This is a genomic window from Thiomicrospira microaerophila, from assembly GCF_023278225.1.
Classification (GTDB): Bacteria; Pseudomonadota; Gammaproteobacteria; order Thiomicrospirales; family Thiomicrospiraceae; genus Thiomicrospira; species Thiomicrospira microaerophila_A.
Genome location: NZ_CP070959.1, coordinates 332,437 through 345,222 on the forward strand (window position 1 = coordinate 332,437; position 12,786 = coordinate 345,222).

Consider the following 12,786-nt stretch of genomic DNA (forward strand, 5'->3'; position numbering starts at 1 on the left):
TTATTGGCTCGCTATTTTATTCGTCACGTAATCAACATATTTTTCTGCAATATTAATACCTAGGCCTTCCTTGGCGCCTTTAAAACCACCGAACGCGGAGACTTCGAAGCAAACCGGCCCCTCATCGGTTTCTGCAATATCTACAGTAGTAAAATCCAGCTTAAACAAGGCTTGAGCCTTGTCAGCCAGTTGGATGATTTCATCCGAAGGTGATGCCGCAGCATATTTTCCGCCATTAGCGATAGTCGTGTTCCAACTGGTGTTGCTTGACACCCGAGCATAAGCGCCTTTGTACTCGCCACCTAAAAACATTAGACCCAAGTCTTGACCTGGAAGTATCAGTTTTTTCTGAATGTAATAAAAGCCATGCTGTTGATGGTAAGCCTGTAATTGAGCACGCAATTTTTTAGCCGGTTGTTTGGCTTTGATCAGTTCCATCCCAGTCGCTTTGGTGGAAAATAAGGGTTTGAGTACTGCTTCATCAAATTCATCTATCGCTTGAAGCGCGGCTTCGATATCTTCGGTTATCACTGTCGGAGGCATAGGAATACCCGCCTGAGCTAAGGTGACGGTGCAGGCCATTCTGTCAACTAGCCGAATGATCGATTCTGGGGGCGAGAAGATACGACATCGGCAGGATTCTACAAAGCGTAGAATTTCTAACCGATCTAAGATGGCAGGGCTGTAGGTTTGTGATACTTTTTTTATGATAATGGCATCGAGTTCGCACAGATTGTAGCCTTTATAGAATACTTTTTTTTCAGCTAGGTTGGCGACCACTTTTTCAATATCAATCACCAGGCGAAACCCAGTGCGTTCTTCAATAGCATCCGCTAGGACTTCGGTAGACCATTTGCCTTCAATCCCAACTACACCTATTTTAAAATTAATCACGAAACAGTTCCTTTGGAATACGATAAGTAAGTAAATCTTGTTGACTCTGAGTCAGTTGTACTAGGTTTTCGAGTAGATAGCGCCCACGAAAGTGCATGGATTTAGCATGGCTTTGGTCGAGAACAAAGCGTGTCGATGTTAAAAAAGATCGCGCCAAGCCTAAGCCTAATCTTAGATGAAAGTGGGTGTCTTGAATGGTTTGAGCATAGTCTGCGCCGAAATCGTAAATCCGATCCATGCTCAAGGCAAGTTGCTTGCGGACTTCTGGGTCAAAGTTCATTAATCGGTAATGTGAAACCATTAACACCGACAAATCTTGGACATAATCTAGGTAATCTGAGCGATGCAGATCAATAAAGTTAATGGTTTGACCATGGCTGTCAAAGAGAATGTTGTCGAGGTTAAAGTCACCGTGGATATAGACCGCCATCGGAACGGTTAATTTTGACTCTAGCAATGCGCCCTGTTTTATTAAGGTCTCTAGGCGCTCTTGTTTTAGTTCTCCAATTTTATTCTGACTTACTTCAAACTCAGGGTGTACCTGGTAGATGTCGGGAAGCCGCTTTTTTAGTTGTTGCATAAAGCTGGCACCAACTGGCTGGTCAATTTGAGTATCTTGCCAGATTTTTGGTAACAGGCTGAAGAGCGCATCTAGGGCTTGATTTACTTTAGTGTATTGGTGTTTGATAAGTAGGCTGTCTAGGGTGTCACCCTCTAGGTATTCATAAAGCAGGGCCGCCTTGTCGCCAGAGCGATGATAAGAATAGAGTTTGGGTGCAATGCCGGGGTATTTTTTTTGCCAACGCTGAATACCTAGTTTTTCTTCTTTTAGCTTGGTTTGGTCACCTTGTTTGAAAACCGCAATAATTTTGTCTTCATCGTCATCTTGGTTTTTAACCCCTGAAATCAGGCAACCTGATTTGGTTTCACCTAGTGAATGGATGCTTAAGTCGTCGGTATTGAGTTCAAGCTGGGTCAGGGTGGCTTCTAGAGAGCGATAGCGTTGAATTTCAATCGGCTGCCCAATTTTTTCTGAAATAATGGCTTCACCAATATGTAGCAAGGCTTCGCCCAGCTTGCTGAGATCGTGAATAATGAAACTGGCTTGCAGTAGGTCTTCATTGTGTTGGTTGCGGTTTGCTAGTTTGGCTAGCTTTTCACGCAGTTTGTCGGTGTTCTTATCGAGTTGAACTTTACTGCGACAGAGTTTTAGGGCACTTTGAAGTTGGGGGTCGGCTAATGCGGCCTCAATCGAATCTAGGCCATCAAGCAATAGGCTGAAGCTTTCAAACACGCGTTTGTGTTGAATCCAGTTAAAGTGTTTGAGCTGACGACTGTGGAATACCAAGTCATCTAAGCTATGAGAAAAAGCACGAAGACTATAGCTCATGTGGTTAAGGCTGTAAAAGTTTTCTGCCGGAACCTGTTGCAGACGATTAACTAGTTGTATGTGGTAGTTATCAATATAGTCTCGACGCTTTAAACTACTTGATGCATAGCGCAGCTCACCTGTTTGTAAAAAACGTTCAATCAAACGCAATTGTTTTCGGATTTCTAAAATTAAAAATCCCAGTGCATCAGGTTGCTCATTCGAACTGGTCATGGCTAGTTTTTAGCGCCTTTTTTGTTTTTTGATTTGCCGGCCTTAATTTTTAAGCGGGGTTCTGAATCTGTGTTGCCATTTTGTTCGGCAGTCCAGGCAATCGTAATACGGATCTCTTGATGGTTCTTAGCCTGCTTAGCTTTAATTTTGAGGCGCGCTAACCCTTGGGGGGTTAGGGTGACTTCTTCATCTTCATTGCTGAGTTGAATATGCCCTTTAGCAAAGCCATCTGAAACAACGGCTAAGTAGTTAATAATCGCTTCTTTGTCTTGCAAAGACTCATGCTCGAAGGTATGTATTGTTTTGGCCATGATAATCAATCCAGTTGTAAGGTTGAAACACTTTAGGGTGTGGGTGGTCACTGCTAAATGCGCTCACGCCACCGTCTTGGTGAAAGATTGTAACGCCCCAGCCAAGTGTTTGCATGCCTTCTTTGGCACGACAGTGAATATTGAGTTGGGTATCGCACTCAAAATTAAGTAGTCCATTTTTTACAAGGAGTTGTTGTCCATTCAAATGGTGGCGATGACCATTGACCAAGGCAAAAATATTTTTTGCCTTTAATTGAAGCGCGCCTTTGGCTGTAAATGGCCAGTCATAGGCTCGGTATTTAGTTCGAAACGTATTGCCGAGTGGGCCATAATAAAGCTCAAATAACTGGGTTTGGTTCAACTTTTGTTGAAAGGTCAGGTTGATTTGATCCAACTGTCCTTGGTGAATAAGATTTGCTAAGGAGTCATCGATACCGGCGTGACTAAATAAAAAACTGCCTTCTAGGTGGACTAGCTTGAGCTGTCTGAAAAAGTGATAGAACTCACCACTTGGTTTAATAAACATATCCACCGCCCAGCTCACTGCATGGTTGAGTTGTGTGATATTGTCGAATTTTTTTAACCAAGCTTTTTGCATTTGGGCTTGTTTTAGCTGAAGCTGCATGACCTCTGTTTTGATGAGTTTTTTATCAAGTTGTTTTTTGGCTGCTTTTTTAAAATCTTTGCACCAGGTTTCATTGACGAACTGAGCTTGGTGTTCCGGGTTGTGATGCTTACCTTTTTCATGATAAATTTCTGCCAGCAATGTAATGGCTTTCTTCCCCATCCTAGAGAAAAAATGGCTTTCCAATGGGTTATCTGCTTTGTTTAAAGATAAGAGGCCAGCTAAAAAACGTATGTCATGGTTGCCTGCCAGTAGCAGAGTATCGGGTTTTATTTTGAGAAGTTGATTGATGACCCTGAGCAACTGAAGGGTGCTTGGCCCCTTGTCAAAGCAATCGCCACCAATGATGATCCGAGTGTTTAGGCCTTTAGGGGTTAGCTTCAGTTGGCTCAGATCGCAGTTTTTATCTACCAGGCCTGCTTGAAGCATTGAGCGATGAAAGGCTTGTGCGTCAGCATGGAGATCACAAAAGAAAGCCGTTTCTTGTTTTGGAGCTTGCCACTTGTGATAAGGCAAATGAGGCAGGATAGCTGGCTGCCAGCTGTTTGTTTGGCTTGTTAAACTTTTCATAATCACCGCTCAAGGTTTTTTTGTTGTATGTGAGTGTAATTTTGAAATATGACAGATGGATTAAACTAAGCACAGTGGGTGAAGAATTAGTGAGCCTTACAAGGCATTCGGTTAGAATAGTGGCGTTAAAGTTTAAGGGAATTTTTTATGTGGAGCTATCCAGCGATTGATCCTGTGGCCTTAGCCATTGGGCCTGTGGCGATCCATTGGTATGGATTGATGTATGTGATAGGTTTTGGTGCGGCCTGGTTATTGGGTCTGTACCGTGCTAAGTCTTCAGCGATTTGGGATAAGGACAAGGTTGGTGATCTGCTATTTTACTGTGCATTGGGCGTGGTGTTAGGCGGGCGCATTGGTTATGTTATTTTCTATGACTTTGCTGGGTTAGTGGCTAATCCCTTGTCGTTGCTAATGGTTTGGCAAGGAGGGATGTCCTTTCATGGCGGTTTATTAGGCGTCACTTTTGCGATGTTTCTTTTTGCACGTAAAGTGGGGTTGAGTTTGTTCAGTGTAGCCGATTTTGTTGCACCTCTCGTCACTTTGGGCTTGTTTGCTGGGCGTATAGGTAACTTTATAAATGGCGAGCTATGGGGTAAGGTGACTGAGTCACCTTGGGGTATGTGGGTCTATGATCCAGTGATAGGCGATATGGTTCAAAAGTACCCTACTCAGTTGTTGCAGGCCTTGTTAGAAGGGTTGGTTTTGTTTGTTATTCTTTGGTGGTACTCATCCAAACCCCGCCCCGCAGGGTCGGTGGCCGGATTATTTTTGGCCTTGTACGGTTTGTTCCGTATTATGGCAGAGTTTTTCCGCGCGCCCGATGCGCATATAGGTTATTTGTTCGGTGAGTGGTTGACGATGGGGATGGTGTTGTCTTTGCCGATGTTGTTGATTGGCTTAGGCTTGATTCTTTGGTCCCATAAGCAACCAGTCCTGGTGGCCAAGGAGGTTAAATGAAACAGTATTTAGATCTGCTTAATCATATTATGCAAAATGGTGTGCAAAAAGGTGATCGCACAGGAACCGGTACCTTGTCGGTGTTTGGTTATCAAATGCGTTTTGATTTGCAACAGGGATTTCCGTTAGTGACCACTAAGAAATTGCATATACGCTCGATTATCCATGAGTTGTTGTGGTTTTTATCCGGCGATACCAATATTCAATATCTCAAGGATAACCAAGTGCGCATTTGGGATGAGTGGGCAACGGAGTCAGGCGACTTGGGGCCTTTGTATGGTAAACAATGGGTGGCTTGGCAGGCACCGAATGGTGAAGTGATTAATCAAATTCAACAGGTTATAGATACCTTAAAAACCAATCCTAATAGTCGGCGGATGATTGTAACGGCTTGGAATCCGGCGGATTTGCCAGATGAGTCAGTGAGCCCGCAGCAAAATGTGGAGCAGGGTAAAATGGCCTTGGCAACGTGTCATGCTTTTTTTCAGTTTTATGTGGCCAATCAGCGTTTGTCTTGCCAGCTTTACCAGCGTAGTGCGGATACGTTTTTAGGGGTGCCGTTTAATATCGCCAGTTATGCGTTATTGGTTCATATGATTGCCCAGCAGACAGGTTATGAAGTGGGTGAGTTTGTTTGGACCGGGGGTGATGTGCACCTTTATAATAACACGCTAGAGCAAGCCAAATTACAAGTGACACGTGAACCTTTTGCTTTACCTCAATTGGTGATTAAACGTAAACCTGATTCTATTTTTGATTATCAATTTGATGATTTTGAAATAGTAAACTATCAATCCCATCCACATATTAAAGCTCAGGTGTCGGTATGATGGTTAATAAGCCGAAACTGATGATGATTGTTGCAATGGCTAAAAATAGAATGATTGGTTTAAATAATAAAATGCCTTGGCATTTACCCGATGATTTAAAATATTTTAAAGCGCAGACATTAAATAAACCGGTGATTATGGGTCGTAAAACTTTTGAATCGATTGGTGCGCGCCCATTGCCCAATCGCCCTAATTTAGTAATTAGTCGAAACGCCGAATTTAAAGCGGAAGGGATTGAAGTTTTTAATTCGGTAGAAGAAGCGATTAATTCGGTTGCCGATTCGCCTGAAGTGGTGATAATGGGCGGTGCGCAAATTTATGCGCAATGGATTGATCAGGTTGATCGCTTGTTAATTACCGAAGTCGATGCTGAACCGCAGGGCGATGCCTTTTTCCCGGTGGTTGACCAGCAGGCCTGGTTAGAGGTGTCTCGGATTGCGCATGCAGCTGATGAGCGGCATGCGTTTAGCTTTGATTTTGTCGAATATCAGCGCAAAAGATAACCGCATTAAATTTTAAAATCCTCAAGGGCCTGGCCTTGGTTTAGCAGTTCTTCTACCCATAAAGGTCTGCGTCCGCGTCCAGTCCAAGTTAATTGGTTGTTTTCCGGGTGCTGATATTTAGCCGCTAGTTTTTTTGCGGATGTTTTCCGTTTCGGGTTTGAGGCGATTAATTCTTCAAATGATAAGCCGAGCTTTTCTGCTTTTTCAGTAAACTCTGCAATTAATTGCTCTCTTTGTTGTTTTTGTTTTTCAATAATCTTAATTTCAATCTGTTTTTTTAATTCAATTAACGCTTCGATGTTTAATGCATTGATATCGATGTTGCCCATGACTATTTCCTTTTTAAATTTAGACTATTCAATATTACCATTAAGCAATAAGCTTGTTTAGTACAAATTTAACAGGCTGATTAATATGGAGTACTATTAATTTAATACGCGCTCAATAAGGCGAGTTAATTTTTCAGGATCAAACGGTTTGATTATCCAGCCGGTTGCGCCAAGGCTTTTGCCTTTTTCTTTCATTTCAGCGCTGGCCTCAGTGGTGAGCATTAAAATAGGGGTGTATTTATAATTGTCGATTTTTCGTAATTCAGCCAGAAGTTCAAAACCATTCATATTAGGCATGTTTACATCTGAAATTACCAAGTCAAAGGCCTCTGTCTGCGCTTTAGCTAAGCCAGCAGCGCCATCTTCAGCGGTCTGCAAAGCATAATCTTTGCCTAGCACCATTTCAACAAGTTGTCTGAGTGAGTTGGCGTCGTCTACATAGAGTATTTTTTTCATATTTTGGCTCTTTGATTGGGTTTAAACTGGATACTATTCGGGATTATTTTATGCCAACTAAATGCTAAAGCTTGAAGAAATTCAAATTTTTATGCATTGAGCCTATCAGCTTGGTATCATAAGCCGATTAATTTTTTTGATAAAGGGTGTTAGATGTTATTAGCAATTCGTGAAAAGGTTCAGGGATGGTTAGCTTGGGCGATCGTGATTATCTTGATTGTGCCTTTTGCACTATGGGGAATTGACCAGTATGCAACAGGAGATCGAACCGTTGTTGTTGCCGAAGTGAATGGCGATAAAATCACCGCAACTGAATTTTTGCAGCTATACAATCGTCAGCGCATGCGCTTGCAGCAGCAGTTTGGCGATATGTATGACCAGGTTGTTGAAGATGAGGTTTTGCGTAAGCAGGTGCTCGATGCATTAATTGAGAGCAGAATGATTAAACAGTGGGCAGCCAGTCATGGTTTAGTCATTTCGGACGGTCAATTGGCAGCGGTTATTCAAAATGCTGAAGTGTTTCAAGAAGACGGACGTTTTTCAAAACGAGCTTATGAAGACTTGTTAATGCGAAACGGCTTAACCATTGCCGGTTTTGAGATTGAGCAACGTCAGTTTTTGCTTGAAGAGCAATTTCGTAATTTGACGGCAGGCTCAATGTTCATTACTCCGGGTGAGCTTGAGCATCTTTATCAGTTACAAAATCAACGCCGATATATTGACTATGTTCGATTGGATCAGCGTATTTTTAATGATCAGATTGAAATCACAGAGCAACAAAAACGTGAGTTCTATCAAGCGAACCAAGATCTGTTTGTTGTGCCTGAGACGGTTGTAGTCGATTATGTTACTTTTTCAATGCAAGACTTGGTATCAGACATTGAGGTCAGCGAAACTGAAAAACGTGACTTTTATCAACTGAATATCGGCTTATTCACGCAGCCGGAGTTGCGCCGTGCCAGTCATATCCTAGTCCGTGGTGATGAATCTTCAGCGCTAAAGATACTTGAAGAGGTTCAGGCTAAACTTGCTGATGGCGTTGAGTTTGCGCAATTAGCCCGTGATTATTCGCAAGACCCGGGTTCGGCGATTCATGGTGGTGATCTTGATTTCTTTGAGCAGGGTATGATGGTGCCTGAATTTGACCAGGCGGTGTTTAGTATGGAGCTTAACCAGGTCAGCGATATTATTGCGACTGATTTTGGTTGGCACTTAATCTATCTTACGGCTATTCGTGAACCACAAACTCAGCCATTTGAGCAGGTTGAAGCCGATGTTGTTCAGCAGTTGCGAATTGAAAAGGCAGAGGCAGAGTATTATGGTTTGCTGGAGTCGATCAATACACTGGCTTATGAGCAGCCTGATAGCCTAGAGCCGTTGCTCCGTCTGGTAGGCGGCGAGATTCAAACATCAGCCGCGTTTGGCCGTGAAGGGGGTTCAAGTTGGTTTAGTCAGCGTCGAGTGCTTGAAGCCGTGTTTTCAGATGATGTTTTTGGTGCGCGTTTAAATTCATCTGTGATTGAGTTGGATTCAGGAACTTCTATGGTATTGCGCATCAACGAATATAATCCTGAGTTTTTGGATAGCTATGAATCGGTTGAGCCGCAGATTGCTACTCGCTTAATGCGCGAAGTGGCTATCGCTAAATCCTCGGAATTGGCCGATCAGGTGATGGCTCAAATTGAAGCTGGTGCTGATCCAGCAAGCATTGAGTTAGCGGGCGTTGAATGGCATCCGGTTGGGTGGGTTGAGCGTAACAGCCAGAAGATTTTACCTCAGATTGTAGCGGCAGCATTTAAGGCTAAAAAACCTGATGAGGCTCAAGCAAGCTGGGCACGTACTCAGTCGCCTATGGGAGATTCAATTTTAGTACGTGTCAGTCAGGTTGATGTTTTTGAAGAGGCTGGCCAGCGTGAGGCTCAAATGGATGAGTTAGAGCAAGCTTTGACCGGTATTTATTTAACGGCTGAAATAGATGCACGTTTGGCTGCAATCCGGTCTCAGGCTAAGATTGATATCAAGAGTGCCTTTAACAGGTTGAATTAAGTATTATTCAGTTTAGCTTATAAAGCGCCGCCCTTGTGCGGCGCTTGTGTTTTTAAAGTGGGGCGTTGATGTTTAAGCTTATCTATTTTGTGCCCGTCGAGGCATTAGACTCGACCAAGCAGGCGGTGTTTTCAGCCGGTGCGGGACGGCTCGGAAATTATGAGCAGTGTGCTTGGCAAACCTTGGGTTTGGGTCAGTTTAAGCCTTGTGAAGGGGCTAGTCCTTATTTAGGGCAAGCAGGCCTGCTTGAGGTGGTTGAAGAATATAGGGTGGAAACGCTGGTCAACGAAACTTTGATTGATGCTGTAATTCGAGCTTTAAAATTGGCGCATCCTTATGAAGAGCCGGCTTATGAGGTGGTTCGGTTAGAAGTTTTCTAACCGAACAATAGGCGTAATATTTAATGGCGGTGATGTATCATGCCTTGGCCGCTGCCGTGGCGATGTCCCATGCCCATGATTTTACGCACAGGTGCTTGAATCATTTTTTCTGAGCCATCTTGCATCATGAGTTTAATGTCAACTAGGTCCCCTTCTTTTAACGCACGAGTTGGGCCAATTAACATCACATGAAGTCCGCCTGGTTTAAGCTCTGTTTGTCCCATCGCCGGTACGGTAATCTCCGGGATTTCACGCATCCGCATCACACCGCCATCGTCAATGTGCGTGTGGAGTTCAACAGTTTTTGCCGCATCGGAGTCGGCGCGTACCACCGAAATTGTTTGGTCACCGGTGTTGATTAAGGTCATAAACGCACCAGTGGCCGGAGCAACAGGTGGCATTTCACGCACAAATGGATTTTCTACTTTCAGTTGAGCCGCTTGGTTGGCTTGTACTGCAAAACTCATTAAGCCTACTAAGGCAAGGCTGGTTAAACTGATTATCTTATTCATGATTGAATCCTTTTGTTAGTTAAGATAGCGGTTAATAGCATCTAAAAATTGCTCTGAACCTAGAGCATGGGGCAGTTGTTCTCGTAATATCCCGTTTTGATCGATCACATAGGTAAAGGCTGAGTGATCTACAGCGTAGTTCTCACTACCATCATCGACTCTTTCGTAAACAGCACCATAACGTCTAGCCACTTCGGCAATCACTTCCGGGCTGCTGGTTAAGCCGATAATATTGGAATCAAAATAATCGGCATATTGTTGTAGACGTTGCGGTGTGTCACGCTCAGGATCTACCGAAATAAATAGAATTTCGAGATTGTCTTTCTGTTGTTGAGTTAATTGCCGATAGGCGACTGATAGGTTTCCTAGGTTAGTTGGGCAAATATCTGGGCAGAAGGTATAGCCAAAATAGGCTAAAACTAACTTGCCTTTAAAATCAGAAAGTGAAACTTCGCCTTTTGGTGAGAGTAACGTAAAGTCGCCTCCAGGTGGGGCCTCTAAGCTAATTCTATTGGCATTTTTGTGGCTGTCTGATTTAGGCTCCAGCATATAAATTAATGCATAGCTGCCGGCTAAAAAAATACCAAAAGCGAGGGTGAGCATTAAAAAAGCACGGTTTAATCTATGTTGTGGCATAGTGGTTCTCCAAATTTATCAATCCAGTTATTCTACTAGAACTTGGCTTCAATTCGTGCCCAAATATTTCGACCTGGCTCCATCACTTTAAATACATTGCCTGTTGAGGGGTCGGTGCGGTTGACATGGTTAAAGTAAGCCTTATCGGTTAGGTTATCAATGCCTGCTTGGAGCATAAGCATTTTGTTAAGCTGATAACCACCATAGACATCCAAGGTTTGCCAAGCATCGGTGGTCGGCTCACCATAGTCGCTATCCACCTTGGTTTGTTTGGTAGCGAAGTTAGCGCGGGTGGCGGCATACCAGTTCGTTTGGTCATATTGCAAGCTAACTTGACCATTCAACGGAGCTATATTGTTCAGGTTGCGGTTATCAGTGGTGTTTTTGCCTTGGGTGTAGGCTAGATTACCGCTGACTAACCAGGCCTGGTTAAGGCGATAGTCAATATCGAATTCAGCGCCATAGATTTCGGCATCGATATTGACGTACCCCTGACCTGAATGGATCAGCTTTGTTTGGTTTGCGGCATGATCACGCAAAATATAGTCAGTAACTCGGTCGAAATAGATATTCGCTGACCAGTTTAAGTTTGAACTGGTTTGATCTAGACCCAAATCAAATTGCAGGTGTTTTTCCGGTTTTAAATCCGGGTTACCTGTCCAGTCGGCACGCGCCATAAAACGTTCAGTTTCATCGGCGGTACGCGTGGTCAGACTCAAACCACCAAACCAATTTAAGCCCGCATCAAGTTGTTGTTGATAACGTAGTAGTGCATTCCAATTGGTTTCGGTGATTTTGGTATCACCGGAATAGTTTTGATTGGCTGCCGCATAGCGATCAATTGGCTTTCTGGGTTGAGGGGCCATCATAGTATTGTCCGGTGCTTTATTGGCATCCTTCGCTTCAGCTGTCACATTGTCCACACGTACGCCATAGATTAGGTTTTGATTTGAGGATAGTGAGGTATTGGCTTCAACAAACACACTGTTTTGCTCGGTGGAAGTATTAGGCCACATTAAAAATTGTGATCTATTGTACTGAGGTGTATTTGGTGTTCGATTAAACAGGGTCGCTTGTTTTTCAATGGTTTGTAGCAAAACTCCGAAGTCTATATGGGTGCTATTGAATTCTGAGCTCAGCTTGAGTTTGCCGCCCTGAGTGGTGACGGCTGTTGGTACTTCGCTTCTTGTTGCATTATTGGGTCTTAAACTGAAGTTGTTCATGACATGATCGACCTTAGAGTGGTAAATCTGCAGATCAAGTGCTTGCACAGGACCGTTAAAGTTTTTGCCTTGGTAGCTTAAACGTGTCATGCTGCCATCTGAAACCGGTGCGTCCATGCCTGCTCCTTGAAATAAAGCATCTGACGTATTCGCGATTTCATGCGATAACTTAAGGTGATGATCCTCAGAGGGTGTCCAACCAAGGGTGATATGGCCTTGCGTGGTTTGATAGCTAGAGCGCACTTCATCGCCATTGCCATCCTTGTAATTGTCGGCATCCTTATAAGCACCTTGCAAGCGAATATAGCCTTGCTCACCGCCGGCGGCCATTTCTGCACCCAAATCACGGGTTAAACCATTTGAATTGGTGGTGGCGTGAACTTTGCCGCTATAGGCTTTGCCCGCTTCAAACTCAGGTATGCCGCGTTCAAGCAACACTGTGCCGCCTGTGCCGCCCACACCGTATTGTAAGGATTGCACACCTTTGATAACGGTAATGCTATCGAAGCTGGAAAGCTCTGAATAGGCGGTTGGTGGGTCCATTCGATTGGGGCAGCCGCCTTCAATTTTACCGCCATCAATCAACACATTCACCGCCGATTGGCCCTGACCACGTATCAATATATCTAAGCCATGGCCGCCCAAACGTTGGGCATCGACGCCTGAAAATTGGCGGAGTATAGCACCGCTTTCTGAGTTGCCCGTGGATTCTAATAGGTTTTCGACTGGGTAACTATTTTTAGCGGCTTGATCGGCGACGACTTCAATCGGTAATAATGAGTTGTTGGCAGCCACTCCATTGGAGGCAATCAAGGCGAGAATGGCAATATTAAGTTTAGAACGATGCATCATAACGGACTCCACTAGAATTAATAGAAACAAGCTTAAATTTTAGTGGGATGCTAGCGAAA

At 43.8% G+C, this 12,786-nt stretch carries 14 protein-coding genes; 5 read left to right on the forward strand and 9 right to left on the reverse strand.

Going from position 1 to position 12,786, the window contains the following annotated elements; translation table 11 throughout:
* The 4 genes from JX580_RS01580 to JX580_RS01595 are packed head-to-tail and all read right to left on the reverse strand — an operon-like array spanning position 1 to position 4,003.
* Complete coding sequence (locus JX580_RS01580; protein WP_248851045.1) at positions 1–894, reverse strand: GAK system ATP-grasp enzyme; 894 nt, start codon at positions 892–894, stop codon at positions 1–3.
* Positions 887–2,497, reverse strand: coding sequence for an aminoglycoside phosphotransferase family protein (locus tag JX580_RS01585; protein WP_248851046.1), 1,611 nt, complete (start codon positions 2,495–2,497; stop codon positions 887–889). Before JX580_RS01585 ends, JX580_RS01580 begins: the two co-directional genes overlap by 8 nt.
* A gap of 2 nt (positions 2,498–2,499) precedes the next feature.
* Positions 2,500–2,808, reverse strand: coding sequence for an amphi-Trp domain-containing protein (locus JX580_RS01590; RefSeq protein ID WP_248851047.1), 309 nt, complete (start codon positions 2,806–2,808; stop codon positions 2,500–2,502).
* Complete coding sequence (locus JX580_RS01595; protein WP_248851048.1) at positions 2,777–4,003, reverse strand: hypothetical protein; 1,227 nt, start codon at positions 4,001–4,003, stop codon at positions 2,777–2,779. The genes JX580_RS01590 and JX580_RS01595 overlap by 32 nt, the downstream gene beginning before the upstream one ends.
* Before the next feature lie 147 nt (positions 4,004–4,150).
* Here JX580_RS01595 and lgt point away from each other — a divergent pair, with 147 nt between their 5' ends.
* From lgt to JX580_RS01610, 3 genes are read left to right on the forward strand one after another with little or no spacing between them, the layout of a single operon-like run.
* A complete protein-coding gene (gene lgt, locus JX580_RS01600) occupies positions 4,151–4,960 on the forward strand; it encodes a prolipoprotein diacylglyceryl transferase (RefSeq protein WP_248851049.1) in 810 nt (269 codons plus the stop codon).
* Positions 4,957–5,790 carry a thymidylate synthase gene (locus JX580_RS01605; RefSeq protein ID WP_248851050.1) on the forward strand — a complete coding sequence of 278 codons (834 nt, stop codon included), beginning with the start codon at positions 4,957–4,959 and terminating at the stop codon, positions 5,788–5,790. The genes lgt and JX580_RS01605 overlap by 4 nt, the downstream gene beginning before the upstream one ends.
* Positions 5,787–6,293: a dihydrofolate reductase gene (locus JX580_RS01610; protein WP_248851051.1), complete on the forward strand. Its 507-nt coding sequence runs from the start codon at positions 5,787–5,789 to the stop codon at positions 6,291–6,293. Before JX580_RS01605 ends, JX580_RS01610 begins: the two co-directional genes overlap by 4 nt.
* A gap of 5 nt (positions 6,294–6,298) precedes the next feature.
* Here JX580_RS01610 and JX580_RS01615 read toward each other — a convergent pair whose 3' ends face one another.
* Entirely contained in the window at positions 6,299–6,622 is a 324-nt protein-coding gene (locus JX580_RS01615) for an H-NS family nucleoid-associated regulatory protein (protein ID WP_248851052.1), read from the reverse strand.
* 96 nt (positions 6,623–6,718) lie between these two features.
* Positions 6,719–7,078, reverse strand: a complete 360-nt coding sequence (locus JX580_RS01620) for a response regulator (RefSeq protein ID WP_248851053.1) — start codon at positions 7,076–7,078, stop codon at positions 6,719–6,721.
* Between the two features lie 153 nt (positions 7,079–7,231).
* Between JX580_RS01620 and JX580_RS01625 the strand changes: the two genes are divergently transcribed.
* On the forward strand, positions 7,232–9,124 hold the full coding sequence (locus JX580_RS01625; protein ID WP_248851054.1) for a SurA N-terminal domain-containing protein: 1,893 nt from the start codon (positions 7,232–7,234) through the stop codon (positions 9,122–9,124).
* 68 nt (positions 9,125–9,192) lie between these two features.
* A complete protein-coding gene (locus JX580_RS01630; RefSeq protein ID WP_248851055.1) occupies positions 9,193–9,504 on the forward strand; it encodes an NGG1p interacting factor NIF3 in 312 nt (103 codons plus the stop codon).
* A 20-nt stretch (positions 9,505–9,524) separates the two neighbouring features.
* Here JX580_RS01630 and JX580_RS01635 read toward each other — a convergent pair whose 3' ends face one another.
* The 3 genes from JX580_RS01635 to JX580_RS01645 are packed head-to-tail and all read right to left on the reverse strand — an operon-like array spanning position 9,525 to position 12,727.
* Complete coding sequence (locus JX580_RS01635) at positions 9,525–10,016, reverse strand: copper chaperone PCu(A)C (RefSeq protein ID WP_248851056.1); 492 nt, start codon at positions 10,014–10,016, stop codon at positions 9,525–9,527.
* A 15-nt stretch (positions 10,017–10,031) separates the two neighbouring features.
* On the reverse strand, positions 10,032–10,652 hold the full coding sequence (locus JX580_RS01640) for an SCO family protein (protein ID WP_248851057.1): 621 nt from the start codon (positions 10,650–10,652) through the stop codon (positions 10,032–10,034).
* A 35-nt stretch (positions 10,653–10,687) separates the two neighbouring features.
* Complete coding sequence (locus JX580_RS01645) at positions 10,688–12,727, reverse strand: TonB-dependent copper receptor (protein WP_248851058.1); 2,040 nt, start codon at positions 12,725–12,727, stop codon at positions 10,688–10,690.
* Positions 12,728–12,786: the final 59 nt, after the last annotated feature.